General features: G+C 54.3%; 27 protein-coding genes. 6 read left to right on the top strand and 21 right to left on the bottom strand.

Features of this window, described 5'->3' with window-relative positions; genetic code table 11:
• Positions 1-187: 187 nt before the first annotated feature.
• Together NSQ80_RS12455 and NSQ80_RS12460 are read left to right on the top strand one after the other, a co-directional pair.
• Positions 188-790: a chromate transporter gene (locus tag NSQ80_RS12455; protein WP_009225825.1), complete on the top strand. Its 603-nt coding sequence runs from the start codon at positions 188-190 to the stop codon at positions 788-790.
• Positions 787-1,329: a chromate transporter gene (locus tag NSQ80_RS12460; RefSeq protein ID WP_323076772.1), complete on the top strand. Its 543-nt coding sequence runs from the start codon at positions 787-789 to the stop codon at positions 1,327-1,329. Before NSQ80_RS12455 ends, NSQ80_RS12460 begins: the two co-directional genes overlap by 4 nt.
• A 78-nt stretch (positions 1,330-1,407) precedes the next feature.
• Here NSQ80_RS12460 and sigF read toward each other — a convergent pair whose 3' ends face one another.
• The 13 genes from sigF to NSQ80_RS12525 all read right to left on the bottom strand — a co-directional run bounded on the left by sigF (position 1,408) and on the right by NSQ80_RS12525 (position 12,821).
• Entirely contained in the window at positions 1,408-2,163 is a 756-nt protein-coding gene (sigF, locus tag NSQ80_RS12465; RefSeq protein ID WP_339299249.1) for an RNA polymerase sporulation sigma factor SigF, read from the bottom strand.
• Positions 2,164-2,174: 11 nt separating this feature from the next.
• A complete protein-coding gene (gene spoIIAB / locus NSQ80_RS12470; RefSeq protein ID WP_260071275.1) occupies positions 2,175-2,603 on the bottom strand; it encodes an anti-sigma F factor in 429 nt (142 codons plus the stop codon).
• Positions 2,604-2,632: 29 nt separating this feature from the next.
• On the bottom strand, positions 2,633-2,986 hold the full coding sequence (gene spoIIAA, locus NSQ80_RS12475; protein WP_260071271.1) for an anti-sigma F factor antagonist: 354 nt from the start codon (positions 2,984-2,986) through the stop codon (positions 2,633-2,635).
• Positions 2,987-3,076: 90 nt separating this feature from the next.
• Positions 3,077-4,267, bottom strand: coding sequence for a D-alanyl-D-alanine carboxypeptidase family protein (locus NSQ80_RS12480; RefSeq protein ID WP_260071272.1), 1,191 nt, complete (start codon positions 4,265-4,267; stop codon positions 3,077-3,079).
• 380 nt (positions 4,268-4,647) lie between these two features.
• Positions 4,648-5,979 (bottom strand): pyrimidine-nucleoside phosphorylase, encoded by a 1,332-nt coding sequence (locus tag NSQ80_RS12485; protein ID WP_009225819.1) that lies wholly within the window; start codon positions 5,977-5,979, stop codon positions 4,648-4,650.
• A 21-nt stretch (positions 5,980-6,000) separates the two neighbouring features.
• Positions 6,001-6,837: a purine-nucleoside phosphorylase gene (locus NSQ80_RS12490; RefSeq protein WP_339299251.1), complete on the bottom strand. Its 837-nt coding sequence runs from the start codon at positions 6,835-6,837 to the stop codon at positions 6,001-6,003.
• 51 nt (positions 6,838-6,888) lie between these two features.
• Complete coding sequence (deoB, locus tag NSQ80_RS12495) at positions 6,889-8,076, bottom strand: phosphopentomutase (protein ID WP_260070656.1); 1,188 nt, start codon at positions 8,074-8,076, stop codon at positions 6,889-6,891.
• Positions 8,077-8,109: 33 nt separating this feature from the next.
• Complete coding sequence (gene xerD / locus NSQ80_RS12500) at positions 8,110-9,081, bottom strand: site-specific tyrosine recombinase XerD (RefSeq protein ID WP_339299256.1); 972 nt, start codon at positions 9,079-9,081, stop codon at positions 8,110-8,112.
• A gap of 106 nt (positions 9,082-9,187) precedes the next feature.
• Positions 9,188-9,424, bottom strand: coding sequence for a DUF4227 family protein (locus NSQ80_RS12505; protein ID WP_036645787.1), 237 nt, complete (start codon positions 9,422-9,424; stop codon positions 9,188-9,190).
• A gap of 198 nt (positions 9,425-9,622) precedes the next feature.
• Positions 9,623-10,096: a Fur family transcriptional regulator gene (locus NSQ80_RS12510; RefSeq protein WP_009225814.1), complete on the bottom strand. Its 474-nt coding sequence runs from the start codon at positions 10,094-10,096 to the stop codon at positions 9,623-9,625.
• Positions 10,097-10,323: 227 nt separating this feature from the next.
• Positions 10,324-10,950 carry a stage II sporulation protein M gene (spoIIM, locus tag NSQ80_RS12515; protein WP_009225813.1) on the bottom strand — a complete coding sequence of 209 codons (627 nt, stop codon included), beginning with the start codon at positions 10,948-10,950 and terminating at the stop codon, positions 10,324-10,326.
• Between the two features lie 99 nt (positions 10,951-11,049).
• Positions 11,050-12,258: an endonuclease Q family protein gene (locus tag NSQ80_RS12520; RefSeq protein ID WP_339299259.1), complete on the bottom strand. Its 1,209-nt coding sequence runs from the start codon at positions 12,256-12,258 to the stop codon at positions 11,050-11,052.
• Entirely contained in the window at positions 12,255-12,821 is a 567-nt protein-coding gene (locus NSQ80_RS12525; protein WP_260070653.1) for an NUDIX hydrolase, read from the bottom strand. The genes NSQ80_RS12520 and NSQ80_RS12525 overlap by 4 nt, the downstream gene beginning before the upstream one ends.
• A 108-nt stretch (positions 12,822-12,929) precedes the next feature.
• On the opposite strand from NSQ80_RS12525, the gene mciZ reads away from it, so the two are divergent.
• Together mciZ and NSQ80_RS12535 are read left to right on the top strand one after the other, a co-directional pair.
• Positions 12,930-13,109, top strand: coding sequence for a Z-ring formation inhibitor MciZ (mciZ, locus tag NSQ80_RS12530; protein WP_009225810.1), 180 nt, complete (start codon positions 12,930-12,932; stop codon positions 13,107-13,109).
• 3 nt (positions 13,110-13,112) lie between these two features.
• Entirely contained in the window at positions 13,113-13,676 is a 564-nt protein-coding gene (locus NSQ80_RS12535; protein WP_260070652.1) for a tetratricopeptide repeat protein, read from the top strand.
• A gap of 87 nt (positions 13,677-13,763) precedes the next feature.
• On the opposite strand, the gene NSQ80_RS12540 is transcribed toward NSQ80_RS12535, so the two are convergent.
• Positions 13,764-14,894, bottom strand: a complete 1,131-nt coding sequence (locus NSQ80_RS12540; protein ID WP_260070650.1) for a M20/M25/M40 family metallo-hydrolase — start codon at positions 14,892-14,894, stop codon at positions 13,764-13,766.
• Positions 14,895-14,969: 75 nt separating this feature from the next.
• Between NSQ80_RS12540 and prli42 the strand changes: the two genes are divergently transcribed.
• Positions 14,970-15,068 (top strand): stressosome-associated protein Prli42, encoded by a 99-nt coding sequence (gene prli42 / locus NSQ80_RS12545; RefSeq protein WP_085982549.1) that lies wholly within the window; start codon positions 14,970-14,972, stop codon positions 15,066-15,068.
• Positions 15,069-15,089: 21 nt separating this feature from the next.
• Here prli42 and lipB read toward each other — a convergent pair whose 3' ends face one another.
• The 5 genes from lipB to lpdA form a co-directional block, all read right to left on the bottom strand.
• The gene (gene lipB / locus NSQ80_RS12550) at positions 15,090-15,776 is read right to left on the bottom strand and encodes a lipoyl(octanoyl) transferase LipB (RefSeq protein ID WP_339299264.1); all 687 of its coding nucleotides are present in this window, start codon (positions 15,774-15,776) and stop codon (positions 15,090-15,092) included.
• A 30-nt stretch (positions 15,777-15,806) separates the two neighbouring features.
• The gene (locus NSQ80_RS12555; RefSeq protein ID WP_009225806.1) at positions 15,807-17,204 is read right to left on the bottom strand and encodes a dihydrolipoamide acetyltransferase family protein; all 1,398 of its coding nucleotides are present in this window, start codon (positions 17,202-17,204) and stop codon (positions 15,807-15,809) included.
• An 18-nt stretch (positions 17,205-17,222) separates the two neighbouring features.
• A complete protein-coding gene (locus NSQ80_RS12560) occupies positions 17,223-18,209 on the bottom strand; it encodes an alpha-ketoacid dehydrogenase subunit beta (RefSeq protein ID WP_260070648.1) in 987 nt (328 codons plus the stop codon).
• A 2-nt stretch (positions 18,210-18,211) separates the two neighbouring features.
• The gene (locus NSQ80_RS12565) at positions 18,212-19,237 is read right to left on the bottom strand and encodes a thiamine pyrophosphate-dependent dehydrogenase E1 component subunit alpha (protein ID WP_036645781.1); all 1,026 of its coding nucleotides are present in this window, start codon (positions 19,235-19,237) and stop codon (positions 18,212-18,214) included.
• A gap of 127 nt (positions 19,238-19,364) precedes the next feature.
• On the bottom strand, positions 19,365-20,786 hold the full coding sequence (gene lpdA, locus NSQ80_RS12570; RefSeq protein ID WP_260070647.1) for a dihydrolipoyl dehydrogenase: 1,422 nt from the start codon (positions 20,784-20,786) through the stop codon (positions 19,365-19,367).
• Between the two features lie 162 nt (positions 20,787-20,948).
• Here lpdA and NSQ80_RS12575 point away from each other — a divergent pair, with 162 nt between their 5' ends.
• A complete protein-coding gene (locus tag NSQ80_RS12575) occupies positions 20,949-21,275 on the top strand; it encodes a DUF2627 domain-containing protein (RefSeq protein WP_009225802.1) in 327 nt (108 codons plus the stop codon).
• A 61-nt stretch (positions 21,276-21,336) separates the two neighbouring features.
• Here the strand turns inward: NSQ80_RS12575 and NSQ80_RS12580 are convergent, their stop codons facing one another.
• Together NSQ80_RS12580 and NSQ80_RS12585 are read right to left on the bottom strand one after the other, a co-directional pair.
• Entirely contained in the window at positions 21,337-21,546 is a 210-nt protein-coding gene (locus NSQ80_RS12580; RefSeq protein WP_009225801.1) for a hypothetical protein, read from the bottom strand.
• Between the two features lie 28 nt (positions 21,547-21,574).
• Complete coding sequence (locus tag NSQ80_RS12585) at positions 21,575-22,522, bottom strand: cation diffusion facilitator family transporter (protein WP_260070646.1); 948 nt, start codon at positions 22,520-22,522, stop codon at positions 21,575-21,577.
• Between the last annotated feature and the right edge of the window lies 1 nt (position 22,523).

A 22,523-nucleotide genomic window follows, 5' to 3' on the forward strand; every position in this document is an offset into this window, starting at 1 on the left:
TTATATAGGATGCGACAACCATCGTACATGGATGCAATCACCGCAGAACCGTATTGATGCATTGATGCACCTGCCTCACGATGCACATTTTTTCGCCGCTTCCCTCTCCTTCCCCCTATAATAGGGTTGACTGGTTATTCTAGGATTGGGCGAAGTCGGGTAACTTAAGAACAAAGGAGGGAACCGCTTGAAACCTCATCTTAAAGATTATTTGGACCTGGGCGTATCCATGGTTAGAACCGGCGTGTTAGGTTACGGTGGCGGACCTTCCGTCATCCCCTTGATCCGGCACGATGCCGTCAAGCGTTATCAGTGGCTTGGCGATGAAGAGTTTGGCGAAATTCTCGCCATCGCCAACGCCTTGCCCGGCCCCATCGCAACGAAGATGGCCGCCTACCTGGGCTATAAGCGTAGAGGGGTTCTGGGAGCGTTCTATGCTGTGATCATGCACATCTTCCCCAGTGTCCTGGCGATGCTCCTGCTGCTCTCAGCTGTGAATCTTCTAGCTGGGTCTCGCGTCGTGAAAGGGATGATCGCGGCTGTCTCGCCTGTGATCGCCGTTATGCTCGGAGTCATGGCTTATGAATTTGCGAAAAAAGGAATCAAAGGGCTCGGCGTCATCTCCGGTATCCTGTTCATGCTCCTGGCCCTATTGCTGCTGGTGGTCTTGCAAGTTCATCCAGCGCTCGTGATTGTGTTGTTCCTTGGCTACGGTGCCGTACATTACCGAGCGATGGCGCGCTTCCGCAGCAAGCGTAAGCGACCGGACGGGGAAGGAGATGGCCCATGATCGATTGGCTGAACTTGCTGCTTGGCTTCCTGATCGCCAATTTGCTGGGCTATGGCGGAGGCCCCTCCTCCATTCCGTTAATGTACCAGGAGATCGTGCCCCACTATCATTGGCTGTCGGATGCGGAATTTTCCAATATGCTTGCCCTCGGCAACGCCTTACCAGGCCCCATCGCCACCAAAATCGCCGCCTACGTAGGCTTTGAGGTCGGCGGTTGGATCGGCCTTGGACTTGCGCTGCTGGGCACCGTGCTGCCCTCGGCGGCCGGCCTTATCCTGCTGCTCCGCCTGCTTGCCAAATACCGCCAGTCTAGCGTCGTCAAAGGGATGACCTTGCTGGTGCAGCCGGTGATCGCCATCATGATGGTCACCCTTACCTGGCGGATGGCCAAAGAGCCCTTAGACGATATCGGCATCTGGCAGACGCTGGCGATCGCTGCTATCGCGTTCTGGGCGATGGAGCGCCGCAAAATTCATCCTGCTCTTGTCATCGTGGCCGCGTTCATTTATGGCGGATTGGTGCTCCAGCATTACGTGTAAGCGCGACCTGCATAAATGCAAAAGCCCCTCGGTTCAGCGTGCCGTTTAAGGCAAATGCTGCCCGAAGGGCTTGCCAATTCATTGCGCGATCTGGTCGCGAATGCTCTGCAATATTTTTTTCTCGAGCCTGGACACCTGAACCTGGGATATCCCAAGCCGGGTCGCCACCTCCGATTGGGTCTGGTCGCGATAGTACCTTAGGTACACGATTAGACGCTCCCGGTCGGTTAAGCCGTCGATCGCTTCATGCAGCGCCAGCTTATCAAACCAGCGCTCCTGGGTCTCATCAGCGATTTGATCCATCAGCGTAATCGGATCGCCGTCATTTTCAAATACGGTTTCGTGAATGGATGCCGGCGGTTTGTTCGCCTCCTGGGCAAACACGACATCCTCGGGAGTAACTCCCAGCTCATCGGCAACTTCCTTCACGGTTGGAAGCCGGCCTAGCAGCTTGGACAGTTCATCCCTCTTCTTGCGAACCTTGTTCGCCATCTCCTTCAACGAACGGCTGACCTTCAGCGTCCCGTCATCGCGCAGGAAACGCTGAATTTCCCCGATGATCATCGGCACCGCATACGTAGAAAACTTCACATCATAGCTGAGATCAAACTTGTCCACCGACTTCAGCAGGCCGATACAGCCGATTTGAAACAAATCCTCGGGTTCGTATCCCCGATTCATAAACCGCTGCACGACGGACCAGACAAGTCGAATGTTGCAGTTCACCAGCCGGTCTCTGGCAGCGTTGTCCCCGGATTGACTCAGGGCGATCAACCGTTTCACTTCCGTGTCGTCCAAAAACTCTCTCGAGATTTGCTTCACTTCGGCATCCATAGCTCCAACCCCTAATTGTATAAAGCTTTCTTGGATACAATCCTCTTCTTCATCCGAATGCGCGTGCCCCCGCCAATCTCGCTGGTCACATCGAATTCATCCATGAAATTTTCCATGATCGTAAAGCCCATCCCCGAGCGCTCCAGTTCCGGCTTCGACGTATAAAGCGGCTGCTTCGCCAATTCCACATCCTCGATACCGCGGCCTTGATCCTCGATAATCAAAGTCACCGTATCGCCCTCAATAGAGGCGGAAATGGTGACGATCCCTTCCGGGTTCCCGTCATATCCGTGGATGATGGCGTTGGTGACCGCTTCCGAAACCACCGTCTTCAAGTCGGTGATCTCATCCATCGTGGGATCCAGCTGGGATACGAAGGCGGCGACGGTCACCCGGGCAAACGATTCGTTTTCGGACTTCGCGGCAAACTGAAGTTTCATGAAATTCCCGGCTTGATTCGCGTTGGTATTCACAGGGCCACCTCCAGTTCCGTCAGCGCCATATCCTCGTTTTCGAAGATGGACATAATCTTAAACAATCCCGACATTTCCAGCAGTCGATATACCGGCGGGTTGACGTCGCACACGACCATCTTCCCGCCCTTTTGCTTGATCAGCTTATATCTTCCGAGGATGACGCCGATGCCGGAGCTATCCATAAACTGCAGCTCTTTGAGGCTTAACACCAGATTGCGGCAGTTTCCGCGGGCAATTTCTTCATCCATCCGCATGCGGACGTTGTCCGCCGTATGATGATCCAATTCCCCGCTCAAGCGTACAATTAATGTCTCGCGGTGTCTTACCATTTCCACATGCAAATTCACGCCTGTTCACTCTCCTCCCTAGACATGAACACAACAATTCTACGACCTCAGGCCGGATTCCTGCCGCCTGACAAAACTAGAAGAAAAGCCCTATGAATCTACAAAAAACAAGTGTGCGGCGGTTCGCTTGAACAACGTCCACCAGCCCGCTTTATCAATGTCCGCAGGGGCGGTCAGCTCGAACTCAGTTAACGTGCGGCCATCCTGGTAGACGACCAGCTTGCCGATCGTTTGGCCGGCTTTAATAGGTGCCGCAAGCTTTTCCGGTGCGATCAGCTTTTGTGTGATACTGTCTTGCTTCACGCCTTTTTTGACCAACACGTTCAGCGGTTTGGCGGCGGTCAGCTCCAGCTGAGCGCTCATCCCCTTCTGCACCTTCACTTTGCCGATCGTTTCCCCCGCTTGATAAATCGGCAGCAGCGCGTATTGCGAGAAGGCGTAATCGAACATCGCCGAGACTTCGCTGTTCCGCGTTTTTGTATTCGGCTCGCCAAGCACTACGGCGATTAAGCGCAGCCCGTCACGTTTCGCGGTAGCGGCAAGGCAGAACTTCGCTTCCGAGGTATACCCGGTCTTCAGGCCGTCTGCCCCGCTGTAGAAGCGCACGAGTTTGTTCGTGTTCACGAGCCAGAACGGCTTCTCTGTTCCTTGGCGCAAATAATCCTGGTACGCGCCGGTATACTTCGTAATCTCCTCATGCTTCAGCAGCTCTCGGCTCATGATGGCGATATCGTAAGCAGAGCTATAATGGTCCGCCACCGGCAAGCCGTTACAGTTCGCAAAATGCGTATCTTTTAACCCGAGCTGCTGCGCCCGTTCGTTCATCATTTTGACGAACGCTTTTTCCGAGCCGGCGATTTTCTCGGCAAGCGCCACGGACGCATCGTTCCCGGACGCCATGGCCACGCCCTTCAGCAGCTCAGCCACGGTCATCGTTTCTCCCGGCTCCAGGAAGATCTGCGAGCCGCCCATAGATGCCGCATATTCGCTGGCAGTCACCTTATCGGTCAGCTTCAGTGTACCGTTATCGATCGCCTCCATCGTCAGCAGCATCGTCATAATCTTGGTAATGCTGGCGGGAGGCAGTTTCTCATGACTCTTCTTCTCGTAAATCACCGTGCCGGTATCGGCATCGATCAAGACGGCGGACAGCGCATTTTCCGCCAATGCGATTTCATCATCCCCGACGTGCGGTCCGCCATGTTCTGCGCTGGTGGTGGTCGGCCACACCGATACGGCCAATACGAACGCGGCAAACCAGGTCAACATCCGTCTTTTCAAGGTTTATCCTCCTTTAAGACATAAGTCTGGATTCTGCTAACCTAGTATCGGCATGAAAGAGGAATAATATTCCTGGCACCAAAAGAAAAAACGCCTTTCGGCGTTTGATTTCTTGGCGTTACATGCCACAACCCTTTGAATAAGGGAAGTTTTAGGCCTTATTTTGTTGATATGAGGCGTTGATTCGCAAATAGAGGAACTTTTTACCCTTATTCTTCGGATGGAAGCGGAAATATCCCCGTTTGATCGTCTGCAGCCCAAAATAAGGCCATTCCATTCCTCTATTTCTCCATAAATCCTTCGTTCAGCGAAAATAAGGCCATTTTATACCGCTATTTCGTCATGCAACTTTCGGCTGTCCGGTGCAAATTCCGAACCGCTCAGAACCGCTTGATCCCGTCCGGCGTCACCAGCGCAAAAACCAGCGGCCGGCGCGGCACCTTCGTGCTGGAAATGCCGTAAGCGTTTAGAATGCGCCGCTCCGCCTCCGCGAGGCCTGCTTCATGGCTGCGGTTCAGATGCAGCACCGCCAGCGTTTCGCCCGCCTCAACCGGATCGCCGATTTTCTTGCGCAGCTCTACGCCGGCAGCCAAGTCGATGACGGATTCCTTCGTTTCCCGGCCCGCCCCAAGCATCATGGCGGCGAGGCCGATCTCCTCAGCCTGAATCGATTCAACAAATCCGCCCGCGGTCGCCTTCACGTCCACCTTCAGCTCCGCTTCCGGCAGCAGCTCTGGATGGTCGATCTGCTCCGTGTTTCCGCCTTGCGCCGCAACCATTTGCTTCAGCTTCTCCAGCGCTTGCCCGCTGTTGATCTGTTCGACCAGCATGGCTTTAGCCTCTTCCTCGCTCGACGCCTTGCCGCCGAGAATCAGCATGTGCGACGCCAGGATCAGGCAGACCTCCTCGAGATCGGCCGGGCCTTCCCCCCGCAGCGTTGCGACGGCTTCCTTGATCTCCAGCGCATTGCCGATCGCGTGACCGAGCGGTTGGTCCATGTCGCTGATCACGGCAACCGTGCGGCGGCCAACCTGCGTGCCGATATCAACCATGGCCTTGGCCAGACGGATCGAGTCCTCCAGCGTCTTCATGAACGCGCCGCTGCCGGTCTTGACGTCCAGCACAATGGCATCTGCGCCGGCGGCGATCTTCTTGCTCATGACGCTGCTGGCGATCAGCGGGATGGAATCCACCGTCGCGGTGACATCCCGCAGCGCATACAGCTTCTTGTCAGCTGGTGTCATATTGCCGCTTTGGCCGACGACCGCGAGGCCAATTTCGTTCACCTGGCGGAAAAATTGCTCCTTCGTAAGCTCTACAGAGAATCCCGAGATCGCTTCCAGCTTGTCGATCGTCCCGCCGGTATGCCCCAGCCCCCGGCCGGACATCTTCGCGACCGGCACGCCGGCAGCCGCCACGAGCGGGCCCAATACGACGGTTGTTTTATCGCCAACCCCGCCAGTCGAATGCTTGTCGACCTTAATGCCACGGATGGAGCCGAGGTCAATCGTATCCCCGGAACCGGCCATCGCCATCGTCAGGTCGGCCGTCTCCCGGGCGCTCATCCCTTGATAATAAACGGCCATCGCCCATGCGGACATTTGGTAGTCGGGGATCTGCCCCTCGCTGTACCCTTTGACCAAAAAGCCAATTTCCTCGCTCGTCAGCTCCTGGCCGTCCCTTTTTTTACGGATCAGATCTACCGCTCTCATCGCTCCCTGCCTCCGTTCTTCTTAAGCTTCGCCAATTTCCGGGATAATGGACAATACAAGGCTTAGAAACTTCTCGCGCACGCGCTCGGTCGTCTCCATAACCTCCTGGTGGGACAACGGCTGGTCCAAAATACCTGCCGCCATATTGCTGATGCAGGAAATCCCCAGCACCTCGATGCCGGCATGGCGGGCGACGATCGTTTCCGAAACGGTGGACATCCCTACCGCGTCAGCACCAAGCGTCCGCAGCATGCGGATTTCCGCAGGCGTCTCATAGGTTGGGCCCAGCAAGCCGGCATAGACGCCCTCTTGCAGAGGCACTCCTTTGTTTGCAGCGACCTTCCGTACGATCTCACGCAGACGGCGGCTGTACGCTTGGGACATGTCCGGGAAGCGCGGTCCCAGCTCCTCGTCGTTTGGACCTACCAACGGATTACGGCCTGTGAGATTCAGATGGTCGGAGATCAGCATGAGATCCCCTGGCTCATAGGACGTGTTCACCCCACCAGCCGCGTTCGTGACCAGCAGCGTTGTAACACCCAGCTCCTTCATGACCCGTACCGGGAAAGCAGTCATTTCCGGCCCGTATCCTTCGTACATGTGGAAGCGGCCTTTCATCAGCACGACCGGCGTGCCTTGCACCGTCCCGATCAACAGTTCACCCGCGTGGCCTTCTACCGTCGACTGCGGAAAGAACGGGATATCGCGGTAGCTGATGCTGACCGGCTCCTCAATATGATCAGCCAATACGCCCAATCCAGAGCCCAGAATTAATCCTACCTTTGGCGTAAGCGTCGACCGGGAACGGATATAATCCGCTGCCTCCCGGATCATGCCAATGTTTAATGTCGTCGTCATATCAAAATCCTCCTGGTTCACAAGCTATAGATGACAGTTGAACTTCTACTCTTAAACGAGTTCGTGTAAGAAGCTCTTTCCGTGCTCGGTTGCATGCACCCCGAAATTGTCGGCGATCGTCGCGGCCAAATCGGCATACGTTGCCCGGATGCCCAGGCTGCCCGGCTTTTTCAGGCTTGGCCCGTAAACAAGCAACGGCACGTATTCGCGGGTATGGTCCGTTCCGGCATGAATCGGATCGTTGCCGTGGTCGGCAGTAATGATCAGCAAGTCGTTCTCACCCACATTTTTCAACAAATCCGGTACCGCCGCATCAAACTCCTCCAACGCACGGGCGTAGCCCTGCGGGTCGCGACGATGGCCGTACAAGGAGTCGAAATCCACCAGGTTCGTGAACAGCATGCCGGTGAAATCCTGGCCGATCCGCTGCAGCGTTTCTTCGATCCCATGCTGGTTGCTCTTCGTTGGATACGAAGCGGTAATCCCTTCCCCGGAGAAAATATCGCCAATCTTCCCGATGGCTACCACTTCCTTGCCGGCATTTTTCAACGCGTTTAGTACTGTTGGTTCCGGCGGTTTTACCGCATAATCGTGGCGGTTTGGCGTGCGCTGGAAGTTGCCCGGTTGACCGATAAACGGACGGGCGATTACGCGCCCAACGGAATGCTCCGGCTCAAGCGTCAGCCGACGAGCGATTTCGCAAGCCCGGTACAGCTCCGGCAGCGGGATAATCTCTTCATGGGCCGCAATTTGAAATACGCTGTCCGCCGAGGTGTACACGATCCAGCTTCCGGTTTTCATATGCTCTTCCCCGAGCTCCACCAAAATTTCCGTACCGGAAGCCGGCTTGTTGCCGATGATTTTACGCCCCGTTTCCTGCTCGAAGCGAGCGATCAAATCACGCGGGAAGCCATTGGGATATGTTTGGAACGGAGTCTCGATCTTCAGACCCATCAGCTCCCAGTGGCCGGTCATCGTATCCTTGCCCGCAGAGATCTCAGCCATTTTACCGAAGTAAGCCAACGGCTCGTCCACTGGATCCAGATTCGGCAGCTCCGCGATATTCCCCAGTCCTAATTTTTGCAGGTTAGGCAGCTTAGTACCCGGTACGGTTTGCAAAATATGCCCCAGCGTATGCGCACCTTCGTCACCGAATTTTTTGGCGTCTGGCAGTTCGCCGATCCCCACGCTGTCGAGGACGATGACGGTCATTTTTCTAAAACGATTTCCATTTTCCATCTTCTATCACTCCTTTAATCTATGCAGCTATAGTTATCCCTTCTCAGAAGGAAAACCATTCTGACGATCCTTCGGGTCCCCTTCTTGTGCGGCTTCCGGCGCCATAGACTCCCGCATCGCCCGCGGATGAAAAGCGTCGTAGACCGTCTTCAGATTGGACCTTGAACGGCTTACATACATTTGAATCGTGGAAGCATCAGAATGCCCCAGCAGCTCCTGTACCGATCTCACGTCCGCCCCCCGCTCCAGCAGATGAACGGCGAAGGAATGGCGCAGCGTATGCGGCGTAATATCGGACGTAATCCCTGCTTCCTGGCCATACTTCTTCATCAGCTTCCAGAAGCCTTGGCGGCTAATCCGCCCGCCCCGACGGTTCGGGAAAAGAGCCGGGTTCTCCCTCTCATCCAGAATCAAATGGCTGCGTCCTTCCCTTAAATACAAATCAAGCCATTCCGCCGTGACTCCTCCAAACGGAAGAATGCGTTCCTTCCCCCGCTCCCCGGTGCAGCGGAGAAAATGAAGCTCCAGGTTCACGTCGTCCTTGTTCAGCGAGATCAGCTCGGATACGCGGATGCCGGTTGCATAGAGCAGCTCAAGCATGGCCTTGTCCCTTAAGCCTAACGGCGTGTCGGGCTTTGGGGCTTCCAGCAGCCGTTCAGTTTCCTCCACGGTGAGGGTTTGCGGCGGTTTTTTTTCGACTTTGGGCATTTCCAGCATGATGAAGGGATCCTGCTCAATCCGCCGTTCCTGCAGTAAATACCGAAAGAAAGCGCGAAGGGTGACAGACACGCGTTGAATCGTTGCCGGCGCCTTGCCGAGATCTTTCAAGTAAGCGAAATAGAGCAAGATGCCCGCACGGGTCACTTGGCGATAATCGCTGATCTGCTTCGATTGCAAATAGCTTATGTACTGCTTGAGATCCCGCGCATAGGACTCCCGCGTTGCTTCACTTAATCCCCGTTGCCCGGCCAAAAACGAAATAAAAGAGGCCGCATCCCGTTCCATGCGCTGCGCCTCCTTTCTTGGTTATCAAATGCAATATCTTCAGCCATCCGCCTTGATTACTATTTCCACATCCCTGCGAAATTTCCCTGCTCCCCCTGACAATGAACTACTCTCCATACCAGAAAAATAATTTCAGCCTCTCCGTCATGGTCTCCATCATGTTATTTCCGGGTACGCCTTCATAAAATACTTTCACCGCAGAGCCTTCGGGAACGCGGTACTTGTCCTCACGAAATAGGTAATCGTCCAGCAGTCCTAGCGCCTTATAAAAAGTATACGCAAGTGCGACAAACAGGATCAAATATTTCCCTGTTCTGAGCCATTTTCGAAGCGAGATGACCATGAGCCCCACCCTCTCTATCATTTGTGGAGGCGCCCGATTATCTGCTAGGACGCCCTATGTATTAAGTATATAGAGAGAGACTAGGGAGTATGCGGAAATGACTTCATCGGTTATGCGGCTTATGCCGCGTTTCCCCTCGTGCGAGGCAACGTAAAAAGCTCCCTACGGCAGGGCCGTAAAGAGCTCGGCTTAACGAAGTTATTTCTTATTGTCTGTTCCAGGCGAATCGTTGTTCTTGTCCTTGCATCGGTAACAAATGCCTTGAAAATCCAACCGGTGATCCAGCACCGTAAAATTGAATTCCTTCTCCAAGCGTTCCTCGAGCGGTCCAAGCCAATCCTCGCGGATTTCATCCATTGCCCCACACTGAACACAGATCAAATGGTGGTGATGATGTTTGGTCGTATCGGTACGCAAGTCGTACCGGGCTACACCGTCGCCGAAGTTGATCTTCTCCACAACGTGAAGCTCGCTGAGCAATTCCAATGTTCGATAGACCGTGGCCAGGCCGATCTCCGGCGCCTTGTCTTTGACGAGCATGAAAACATCTTCCGCACTAAGATGATCGTCTTCATTTTCGAGCAAAACGCGTACCGTGGCTTCCCGCTGGGGCGTCAATTTGTAACCGTGGGATTGTAACTGCTGTTTGATTTTTTCGATCTTTGCTTCCATGTTATCCCTCCCCAGCCTTGCCGCACATCCAATAAGTTCATGACCACTTCTTTCATTATAGGGGGAGATATTCAACAAAGTCAAACATTTTGGTAGATTGCAAAATCTTGAGGATGGCACATCACCAGGATGTCACAATTTAGTAGAACGTGCTAGGAAAAACGAATATCCCCCGTCCAGGCCAGCAGCCAGGTGCGGGGGATTTATTTTCCTACACAAGCATGAATTCACGCAATCAATGGCGTAACCCAGCTCATCATCACCGGAGTCACCCACGTTTCGAAGGAAGAGATGGCGAGTAGCACCGCAGCCATGGCCAGCGTCAGCCCTGTATACGACAGGAAAGGCCGGGTGGCTTGGCCGGGACGGCTCATTAACACACGCGAGCGAATGATGTTGAGCGAGAAGCTCACCGCTGCGACGCTGGCGATCAGCAGGGCCGGAATCACGATCAGATTGTGCGGCGCTACGGACACGAGGGCGAATAGCAGCCCCTTCCAGGTATATTGGCCAACCAGATAGCCAACTGTAAAGCCGATCAATACTCCTTTTAGAAAATCGAGAATTAAGATCCCTGGGAGTCCGATCACGGATAATCCCAATAGCCAGATCAAGCCAAGCCATTTTAAATGCAAGGCAGCGACTTGCCAGAACATCATCGGCTGAAACTCGAACCCGCCTTCATTGATCGATAGAAAGAAATCACCCAAATACCGGGAGATATCCTGTTGTTGTTCCAACGTTAATGCGTTGACCATCAGCGCGCCGAATACGACGCCCATTAAAAACAGCACGGAAACAAAAACATATAGCGGCGTTTGGTCTTTGAGTGTATGACGAATGGGGTGCAGCATCGAATTTTGCCTCCTAGCTTGTTCTATAGGGTCTTATCCTATCCCTATGAACAAGCCTGCTCGCTTATGCCTGCCGCTTGCCGGACCACCACCTGCAGATTAAGACTTTTTCACTTTGCCATAGATTCCGCCGCCTCCGGCGCTAAGTTCGAGCCTACCGCTGCGGGCCATGCCAATAAGTTGGGCCAGTTCCGCTCCCACCGCTTCAGCCAGCTCCGCCTCCGGCACATGATGCAGGATGTTCATCTCCGTGCCGAACCGCTCCAGCAGCAGCTCTAATTTCGCCGGCCCAAGGCCGGGGATAAACTCCAGGGGAACCTGGTAATGATACGGCGGACGATGAAGCGGTACGCTGGGCTCAGATCGATCTGCGATTGAGCGGATGCGGTCAAGCACACCCCGCACCAGCTTCGGGCTGCCGCAATAAGGACATCGCTCCACGTTGGCTTCTGCCTCATCGATGATATAGTTGCAGTTGCTGCAGAAGGTCCGGTGGTATTTGCCAAGGCGGGGGTTCAGCCCGTAATTCCCGGCCACTAGGCGCCCCTCCTCGCGCCGCAGCGCCTTAGCGAATTCAAGATAGCTCGCTTCCTTCAGCCGCAGCTCATTGTATTCCCGCCCGATTTTGCCCAGCGAGTGAGCGTCGGAATTGGTTAAGATCGGAAAAGGATCGAGCTCGCTGATCAATCCAGCCATCTCCGTATCGGCGCTGAGCCCCAGCTCCACCGCGCTAATTAGAGAAAGATCCAACACATCCGACATCCGGGGGGCACAGCTTCCGTAAATGCTGCGATGAGGCGTGAAAATATGGGCGGGAATGATCATACCACCGCGGGCATACACTTCCTCCTGCAGCGTGATCGCCGGAGCGTACACGCGCTGCGAGCTTAGCCCAACATTCTTCATCCTTGGCTTCAGCCAATCCGTAAAGCCACGAATCGTCTCCAGGTGCGGGAAAAAAGCAAGCAAATGCGCCGGCCCCATCCCCGGTTCACGGATTTCCAGCTCGCAGCCCAGCAAAATCGTCGTCCCCTGATAGGTGATGCCGCCATCCTTCAGTTCCTGCATCTCCCCCTGCTCCAGGCACCGGTCGATATCCTCCTGTACCCCGGGGGCATGACAGTCAATGATGCCAACAAGCCCGATGCCCTTGCGTTGCGAAGCCTCCCTGGCGATTCCAGCGAAGGTCAGATCACGGCTGCCGCTAATCTTCACCGGCTCCCCCCGCCCGGTTCGTCCGATGTGAATATGCAAATCGGCGAAAACGGTCGTAAGCGCGGCCGAGGTTGTTGTGGAGCTCGAACTCATGGTCTTGCCTCTGCCTGTGCGCGAGCATCCTTAAGCTGCCAAATATACACCGCCATAATCGTTTTGGCATCCGCAATCCGCCCTTCCGCAATCAGGCCAAGTGCCTCCTCCAGCGTCACTTCCTGAACCTCAAGGAATTCGTCAACATCCGGCGACATTTCTCCTGGACTCAACTGCTCGGCCAAATAGAGATGGATAATCTCATCTGCGAACCCCGGCGAAGTATAGAATGAGTGCAAATGCGTCAATTTATCGCAGCGATACCCGGTCTCCTCCTGCAGCTCACGGACCGCCGCTTCCGCAGGATCTTCCCCTGGTTCCAATTTGCCCGCAGGAATCTCCAATTCACACCGGCCCATCGCCTGGCGATATTGGTCCACCAGCAGCAATCGTCCCTCATGCACCGCCAGCACGGCGACCGCACCCGGATGCTTCACAATTTCACGGGTTGCCGTCGTTCCGTCCGGCAGCTTGACGGTATCAATTTGCAGGGAGATCACTCTCCCCTGAAAGACCGGCTCTGTCGAAACCGTGGTTTCCTTTAATTTATCGTTGGCTGCCATTTCTTTTTCCTCCCTTAATCGAGTCATCAACCGTTCCAACCATACATAACTTGTCCGCACCGGACATATGGTGTTATTATACCAAACCGTTCGGAAAGGAGCCCCCTTATGAAAAGCTATTTCACGGAAGACCGTGTACGCGCTCAGGGCAAAGCTTGGCAGATTCGCCTTCTGCTGTCCCAATGGAAAAAAGAATCAGGACGTGACGTAAAAATCACCGATTTGATTCATTCCTATCAAAATAGTTATTCAATTAAGGGAAATCCGGTTAATAAAAGGAGGGGGTGAATTATGCGCAGTCCTACCGGACAGCCTAAAAATATGGGAAAACTCGTAGAAATGATCCAGAACGCCGTATCCACAGGTCAGATTGACGTTGCTGAACAGCTGGCGGGGCAGATGGACAATTATTTGCTTAGCGAGCTGATCCAATCTTTATATAAAGAAGGTTATGTCGCACTAGCCAAAGAACGGCTACTGCAGATCGAACCTCGGTTGCTTCGCGAGCCCACTCCCCCCTTTTTGGAGCTAAGCCTGATTTGGGCGGAAATTTGCTACGATGAGAGACAATACGAAGAAGCCGCTCCCATCTTTGAAGCGCTTGCCGAGCGGAATCCCGATTTCGCAGCGGCTCGTTTCGGCGCAGCCTCCTGTTACTTGCAGCAGGCGATCGCCAATCTGGAGCGACGAATCCAACTGTATCACCCGCCTAAATCGGAGCAGGAGAAAATTTGCAAATATTTAGACGACTTCCACCAAGCTCTGAACTTAATTCAAGCTACAGGCTGGCATACCGAGTGGAGTCCTGCGCAGGTTCGTCACTTCCCGGCCAAACCGTCTACTCGACTGCATTAATGCGAACCAATCCGGGGAACAGCCGTCATCCTGCAAAAAAAGCCCGGTGCGAAATAGCGCACCGGGCATTCTGACATCCTTAAGGGATCAAGAAGAGGATACCGATTGACGAACGATCTCCAGCGCAAACTGCGCAGTTTTGACGAGATCGTCCTTCTTGATTCTTTCATTGGTTGTATGGATGTCCTCATAGCCGATCGCCAGATTCACCGTTGGAATCCCCAGGCTGTTAAAGATGTTCGCGTCGCTGCCGCCGCCCGTCGTAAACGTCGTTCCCGCAAGTCCGAGCGCAGCCGCCGCTTGCTTAGCGATCCGCAGAACGGGAGCCTCCTCCGGGATCCGGAACGCTCGGTACAGCACCTCACTGCGGAATTCCCCCTTGGCTCCAAAGTCGCGGCATGCGGATTCCACCGCTTCTTTCATGTCCTGCAGCTGCTTATCGACCTTCTCTTGGGACATGCTACGCGCTTCGCCATATAAAATGACGTGATCCGGAACGATGTTCGTCGCGCCGCCACCTTCAAACTTGCCGATGTTGGCGGTTGTCTCCGAGTCAATACGCCCGAGCTTCATACGAGCCAGCGCCTTGCCGGCTACCTGAATGGCACTGATGCCGTCTTCCGGATTGACCCCGGCATGGGCCGCTTTGCCGTAGATCTCGATTTCAACCCGTGCCTGCGTGGGTGCGCCAACACAAATCGTGCCCACTTCACCGCCGGTGTCAATCGCGAACCCGAACTTCGAATCGACATACTGCGCCTCCAGCGCCCGCGCTCCGCGCAGGCTCGATTCCTCGCCAGCCGAGATGACAAACTGGATTTGACCGTGCGGAATTTGCTTCTCCTGCAGGACTTGAATCAGCTCCAGCAGCACCGCCACACCCGCTTTGTCGTCCGCTCCGAGGATCGTCGTGCCGTCGCTGCGAATCCATCCGTCCTCCCCAACAACCGGTTTAATCCCCTTGCCTGGGGTGACGGTATCCATGTGGCAGGTGAACAGGAAGGGTTCAGCGAACACGCCTTCACTGGCTTTTAACGTGGCGATCAGGTTCCCGGCGCCATGTCCCGTCACTGCCTGCGAACCGTCCTCCACAACGTCCAGTCCCAATTCGCTGAATTTCCGTTTTAACACATCGGCAATTTGGCGCTCATGCTTCGTTTCGCTGTCAATCTGCACCAGCTCCAGAAATTGTCCGATGAGGCGTTCCTCGTTAATCATTGGACTTTCCCCGCTTTCTTCGATACGATAATAAGAGTGAGAATAATATACGTTTAAGTCAAAGGAGTTACCACTATGCGTAAAAATCGGATGAGATTCGTCGTATATTTGATGTTGTTTGCCATGCTGGCTTCAACGCTGATCGCTTTCCTTGAGCCCTTCTTCATTCGATAATCAGCCCGCTTTGGGGGCGGATTAGGCCTCGACCCAAGCCCCCAAACGCCCAAATACCGCGTTAAACTTCGGTACGATCTCCTTCGCGACTTGCTCAACCGTAAATGAGCGGCCGGTCACGTCTTCCAACGAGGTCACCCCGTATTCTTGAATCCCGCAAGGAATGATTCCGCGAAAGCCTTCCTCTTGAATGCCGGACTTCACATTAAAAGCAAACCCGTGACTGGTAATAAAACCTCGATGATGCCTGCATTTGTTGAACTTTACGCCAATCGCGCAAATTTTCACGTCGCCAACCCACACCCCGGTGTACTCCGGTTTACGTGAGCCTTCGATGCCAAACTCCGCCAAATAATCGATGATCACCTGCTCCAGCTGGCGCAGGTAACCATGCAAATCCAGCCCACGCCCGGCCTCTAACCGAAGCAGCGGATAGCCAACAAGCTGCCCGGGGCCATGATATGTAATATCTCCCCCGCGATCGATTTCAAACACGGCAATGCCCCGCTCCTGCAGCTGCTCAAGGCTAAGAAGCAAATGCTCAGGATGGTTCTGGGAGCCAATCGTATAGGTCGGCGGATGCTGCAACAGCAGCAGGTGTTCTCCCTGCTGCTGCGCATCCATCTCTTTAATGAGCCGTTTCTGCAAATCCCAGGCTTCCCCATATTCCATCATCGGATAATAGCGTACTGTCAAGCCTTCGTTCATCGCATTGTCGCCTCGATTCTCTCGTTACGTTCAATACACCTGCGTGTCCAAATTGTAGCTTTCCATATTTTCCTTCACCCGCTGCATAAAGCGGCCGCAAATCACTCCGTCCAAAATCCGGTGGTCCAAGGACAAGCAGAGATTGGCCATCGAACGGACGGCGATCATATCGTTGATCACAACCGGCCGCTTCACGATCGATTCAAACGTCAGGATCGCGGCTTGCGGATAATTGATAATCGGCTGCGTCAAAATCGAACCAAAGGAACCGGTATTATTCACCGTAAACGTCCCGCCCTGCATATCATCCAGCTTCAGCTTGCCGGAGCGGACCTTCGTTGCCAGCTCCTCGATTTCCCGCGCCAGGCCGGCGATATTTTTCTGATCGGCCTTCTTGATGACCGGCGTCAGCACCGAATCCTCGGTTCCAACCGCCAAGGAGATGTTGATATCGCGTTTGACGATGATCTTGTCCACCGCCCACACCGAGTTCATGATCGGATAATCCTTGATCGCTCCCACAACCGCCTTCAGCAGGAAAGCCAGGTAGGTCAGGTTGACGCCTTCCTTCTGCATAAATTCCTGCTTGATCTTGTTGCGCAGCTGCACCAGGTTGGTCACGTCGACCTCGATCATCATCCAGCCATGCGGAATTTCCGATACGCTTTGGCGCATCCGGGTTGCGATCGTGTTGCGGATCGGGGTTACGTCGATAAAATACTCGGAACGGTCGCCCCCTTCCACTTCGATGGTTGGGATCGGCGGGTTCTCCGTCAAGTGCAAGCCGGAATGGCGTACCGGTCCCGGAGCATCGTTGATTACGGCCGGGATGACGCGTTGCGGCGCCGGCGCAGCCGAAGGCGCTGCTTGCGCTGTCTGCGATGGCACGGACGGTGCTGCTGCTGGCGTCGTTGCCGGTGCTGCGGGTGTGGCAACACCCCCGCGACCGCCTTGCTCGATGTAAGCCAGCACATCCTTCCGCGTAATCCGTCCGCCAAGCCCTGTACCCGTAATTTGCCGTAGATCAATTCCGTGTTGAGCGGCCAGCGTCTGCACGGCCGGCGAATACCGGTGGCGCTGCGAGTGATCGGACTGTTCCCCCGCGCTTGCCGCACCGGCAGCCGGACGGGCAGCTTCGTTTACCGCTGGGTCGCCTGCTGGCGTATCAGTCGCATTCGCCGTCTCGATCCGGCAGATCACCGCGCCAACCTGAACCTCTTGCCCTTCCTCCGCCAGCAGCTCGCCCATCACACCTTCGACCGTCGAAGGGATTTCCGCATTTACTTTGTCCGTAATGACCTCAAGAATCGGCTCGTATTGCTCGACTGGATCCCCCGGCTTCTTCAGCCATTTCCCGATCGTAGCCGAGACGAGCGATTCGGCGAGCTGGGGTAATTGCACGTCTATCAATGTTTTATTGGATGACATTAGTATCCTCACTCCCAATCAATAAAGCGCCAATTGAAGCATCGCTTCTTTGACTTTATCTTTGCTAAGCATAAAGAACTTCTCCATCGGAGGGCTAATCGGCATCGCCGGAACGTCCGGTCCGCACAGTCTTGCAATAGGAGCATCCAACTCGAACAGGCACTCTTCAGAAATAATAGCAGAAACTTCTGCACCAATACCGCCGGTTTTATTATCCTCATGGATAATCAGAACCTTGCCCGTCTTGCGGGCCGCTTCAATAATGGCTTCGCGGTCCAGAGGCTGCAGCGTGCGCAAATCAAGAATGTGGGAGCTGATCCCTTTCTCTGCCGCCAGCTCTTCCGCAGCCTGCATGGCAAAATGCAGCGGCAAGCTGTAACCGATGATCGTAATGTCATCGCCTTCCCGCAGCACCTTCGCTTTGCCGATAGGGACGATATAATCGTCCTCCGGCACGTCTTCCTTGATCAGCTTGTAGCATTTCTTGTTCTCAAAGAACAACACCGGATCAGGGTCGCGAATCGCTGCTTTCAACAAGCCCTTGGCGTCATAAGCCGAATAAGGCGCAACGATCTTCAGCCCCGGTGTTCCAAAGAATATCGATTCCGGACATTGGGAATGGTAAAGTCCCCCAAAGATCCCGCCGCCGATTGGAGCGCGGACTACAACCGGGCAGTTCCAGTCGTTGTTGGAACGATAGCGGATTTTCGCCGCTTCGTTGATAATCTGGTTCGTTGCAGGCAGCATAAAGTCCGAATACTGCATTTCTGCGATCGGCTTCATCCCGTACATAGCTGCGCCAATCGCAACGCCGGCGATCGCCGATTCCGCAAGCGGCGTATCGATGACGCGCATTTCACCGAACTGCTCCTGCAGCCCTTTCGTTGTCGTGAACACGCCGCCCTTGACGCCGACGTCTTCCCCCAGAACAAACACGCTTTCGTCCCGCTCCATTTCTTCCTTCATGGCCAGACGAATCGCGTCGATATACTCCATCACCGGCATGATTATTGCTCCTCCCCTTCGCTGGCATATACATGCAGCAGCGTGTCTTCCGGCCGCGGGAACGGCGCGTTGTCAGCCGCTTCCACCGCTTCCTTCAGCTGTTGTTGGATATCCCGCAACAGCGCTTCGTCCTGCTCCTCGCTCCATATGCCGGTTTCGATCAGGTACGACTTCATTTTGGGGATACCGTCTTTTTTCCAATTCTCTTCCACTTCTTCCTTCGTCCGGTACGCCAGATCATTGTCCGACGTCGAGTGCGGAGACAGGCGGTACATCATCGCTTCGATCAGCGTTGGCCCTTCGCCGCGAACTGCGCGTTCCCGCGCTTCCTTCACAACTCGGTATACCTCCAGCGCATCGTTGCCATCTACGCGAACCCCCGGGAATCCATAGCCTTGAGCCCGATCCACCACGCGGCCGCCTAACTGCTTCTTCACCGGTACGGAAATGGCATATTGGTTATTTTCGCACAGGAAGATAACCGGCAGCTTCTGAACCCCAGCAAAGTTTAAACCTTCGTGAAAATCGCCCTGATTGCTGGAGCCTTCGCCAAACGTGACGTAAGAAACGATGTCCTTCTTTTGCATTTTCGCCGCCAAGGCGACGCCGACGGCATGGGGAACTTGAGTGGTTACCGGACTGGAACCGGTCACGATACGCAGCCGTTTGCTGCCGAAATGTCCCGGCATCTGACGGCCGCCGCTGTTCGGGTCACCCGCTTTGGCAAATGTCGAAAGCATCAATTCTGTCAGCGACATGCCAACGGCCAGCACAAAGCCGTAGTCCCGGTAGTAAGGCAGGAAATAGTCGCGCTCGCGATCCAGCGCAAAGGCCGCAGCAACCTGCGTGGTCTCCTGACCGATCCCAGAAACGTGGAAATTGATTTTCCCGGCCCGCTGCAGCAACAGGTTGCGCTCGTCGAATTTGCGTGCGGTCACCATATATCTGTACATCTCAATGACTTCTGCATCCGTTAGTCCGAGTTGCTTATGTTTTGGCTCGGTTTGAACTACACTTTTGGCATTCATGGGAGTTACCTCCTTTGATTGGGGCATTACATAGCTTAATATTAACACCAGGTACTAAGACTTGGAATAAGTTTATTATAATCGTTTTACAGTGAAAAAGAAAACATTCATCTTTTCGCCCGTTGCCTCAAGCGTTTAAGGAGTTCCCGTCCACGGCCAGTGCCGCTTCCCCGATAATTTCCGCCAGCGTCGGATGAGCGAAGGTCACTTGTCCAACTTCCCAAGGCGTCGCATCCAGCACCTGGGCCAGTGCCGCTTGGCTGATCAGCTCCGTCACATGCGGCCCGATCATCTGCATGCCGAGAATATCATTGGTGCGGGCATCGGCCACCATCTTCACAAATCCTTCGGTTTCGCCATGCACCAGCGCCTTCCCGATCGCCGAGAACGGAACCTTGCCGATTTTAACCTCCAGCCCTTTGGCCTTCGCTTCTTTGGCGGTGATTCCAACCGAAGCAACCTCGGGGCGGGTGTACACACAGCGCGGAATATGGCTTTCTTGATAACCGTGCGAAGCCTCCCCGGCTAAATGATGGACGGCAGTTAACCCCTCATGGCTGGCAGCATGCGCCAGTTGAAGACCGCCGATGCAGTCGCCAATGGCGTAAATATGCGGTTCCGTGGTTTGCATAAATTCATTTACCCGAATGAAGCCGCGTTCTAACCCGATGTCGGTATTTTCGAGTCCTATATTCTCCACGTTGGCCTGGCGTCCGATCGATACCAGCAGCTTGTCTGCTTCGAGGCGGATCGATTCGTCCCCTCGCTTCGCAGATATTTGTACCCGGTTATTGCCGATTTCTAAGGAACCGGGATCGACCGAAACCCCTGTGATCACTTGAATGCCGCGGCGTTGCAGCTGTTTCTGCAATTCGCGGGCAACGTCCTCGTCTTCCGCCGGCAGCAGCTGATCCGCTGCTTCCACCACGGTCACCTGCACGCCAAAATCGTTTAGTAGCGACGCCCATTCAACCCCGATGACGCCGCCTCCCACAATCAGCATCGAGCCGGGAAGCTCGGATAGCTGCAGCGCTTCATCGCTGCTAAGAATATAATTCCCGTCCGGCTCAAGCCCCGGCAGCATCCGTGGTCGAGATCCTGTGGCGATGATCAAGTTGGTTGGCACGACCGTCTCCATTTCACCATCCGGAAGTTCCACCGCAACAGCTCCGCTTTTTGGAGAGAAAATCGACGGCCCAATCACCCGCCCATTCCCTTGGATGACACGGATTTTATGTTTACGCATCAAATATAGGACCCCTTTATGCAGTTGATCCACGATGCTTTGCTTTCTTTCCTGCACTTTCGGGAATACCAGCGTCACGCCGTTAGTCTCGATGCCGTAGCTTGCGCTATCCTTCATTTGCGCGTAGAGCTCCGCACTGCGCAGCAGCGCTTTGCTTGGGATACAACCTCGATGCAGACAGGTCCCTCCCAACTTGTCCCGCTCAATAATTACAACGTCTTTCCCCAGTTGCGCGGCGCGAATGGCTGCGATATATCCGCCAGTCCCTCCGCCCAACACTGCTACATCACAAGTAATTGCCATAATCGATCTCCACCCATTCTATCAATTCAGTCACTTTCCCCTATTTTACCTTGTTTTTCCGTTATTACAAATCAAAGCCGTAAATAGACATCCCCTCAGGAAAAAGGTATGATATTTTTAACAATACATAGCCATTTCGAGAGGGAAAGGAAGATCTAGCTCATGAAGCTCAAGCTGTCCCGGTTTATCGCGATTATTTTGCTGGTGATCCCCGGCATTGCAGCGATGATCGGATTTATAAAGATCAAAGACACCTTATTTGATTATATGTCAGCACACGGCGACGATTCGTTAACTCGCGTCACGTTTGATTGGTTAAACTTCGGGCTAGGCGTTGTTTTGTTTGCAGCCGGCGCCGGATTTTTGGGCGGGTGGATCTTCTTCCGGGACCGCAAGCGGAATTACGTAGGGCCAAGATTTCGCAAAAAGGACGATGCCGCCAAAGCCGCCGTTAAAGAACCAGAACCCGCCGTGGTACAGCATGACTAACCTCAAGGTTCTTATGAAAAAACCTCTTTTGCCTTGTCTCGGCGTAAAGAGGTTTTTTAGCTTATTCGTATAACGCTTCCTTCAGTTTGGTCGACATCCGCGAGCTTTGCTGGGAATTCGCGCGAAGCAATGCCTTGCGTAATCTGACGTTTTCTGCACGAAGTTGTTCATAACGTTGAATTAGCTCCAGAAGGGCCTGCCGTTTATCTTCTTCCAAATCCGTGCCCTCCAGCAATTCCCGGTAAGCCGCCGGCTCAAGATCGTTAGTCATATGACGCTCATCCTTTCTTCTGATGGAATTATACCATAAGCTCCCGGTGCCGGATGTGCGAGGTTTCCACCTGAATGGTGGTGTGGCCGATGTGGAACGTCTTCTCCAAAGCGGTAATCGCTTCCTGCAACACGATTTGGCTCTGGCTGCCATCCTCAATCGTCAAATGACAGCTTAACGCATCCATCCCCGAAGTAATGGTCCAAATATGCAAATCATGGACTTCAACAACCCCCGAAATCCCTTCGAGACACTGCTTCACCTGACTTTGATCGATCGACGCCGGCGAGCCCTCCATCAAAATGTGCACCGATTGGGTGATGACGCCCCAGGCTCCGCGCAGGATCAACAGAGCGACGAGAACACTGATGATCGGGTCGAAAATATACCAACCAAACAACGACATCAATATCCCCGCGAAAATAGCGCCAATCGACCCCAAAGCGTCTCCAAGCACATGCAGGTAGGCGCTTTTCAGGTTTAAGTTGCCTGTGACGTCGCCTTTCTTCAGCAATACCGCCGCGCTTGCTAAATTCGCAAACAAACCGATCACCGCAATCACGATCATCGTATTACTGGACACGGTCGGCGGATCAAGCAAACGCCCGTAGGCTTCCCAAAAGATAAACCCGGCGATCACGAACAAGGCTGCCCCATTGAGCAACGCGGCCAGGATCTCCATACGGTGGTACCCGTACGTATTCCGCTTTGAGGCGGGGCGAGCGGCAAACCAAAAGGCAATCAGGCTGAGCAGCAGCGAGCTGGCGTCACTTAGCATATGACCGGAATCGGACAATAAAGCGAGGCTGTCTGTAATCAAACCGCCGCAAAATTCAAGAACGGCGATCGAAGCCGTAATGAGTAGAGCGATCCACAGCCCCTTCTTATTCCCCGAACGTGCCGCATGATGATCGTGGAAATGGCCGGCATGGCTATGGTCATGATCGTGGTGATGGTGAGCGTGATGATGTCCCATG

Source organism: Paenibacillus sp. FSL K6-2441 (genome assembly GCF_037964765.1).
Lineage (GTDB): Bacteria > Bacillota > Bacilli > Paenibacillales > Paenibacillaceae > Fontibacillus > Fontibacillus phoenicis.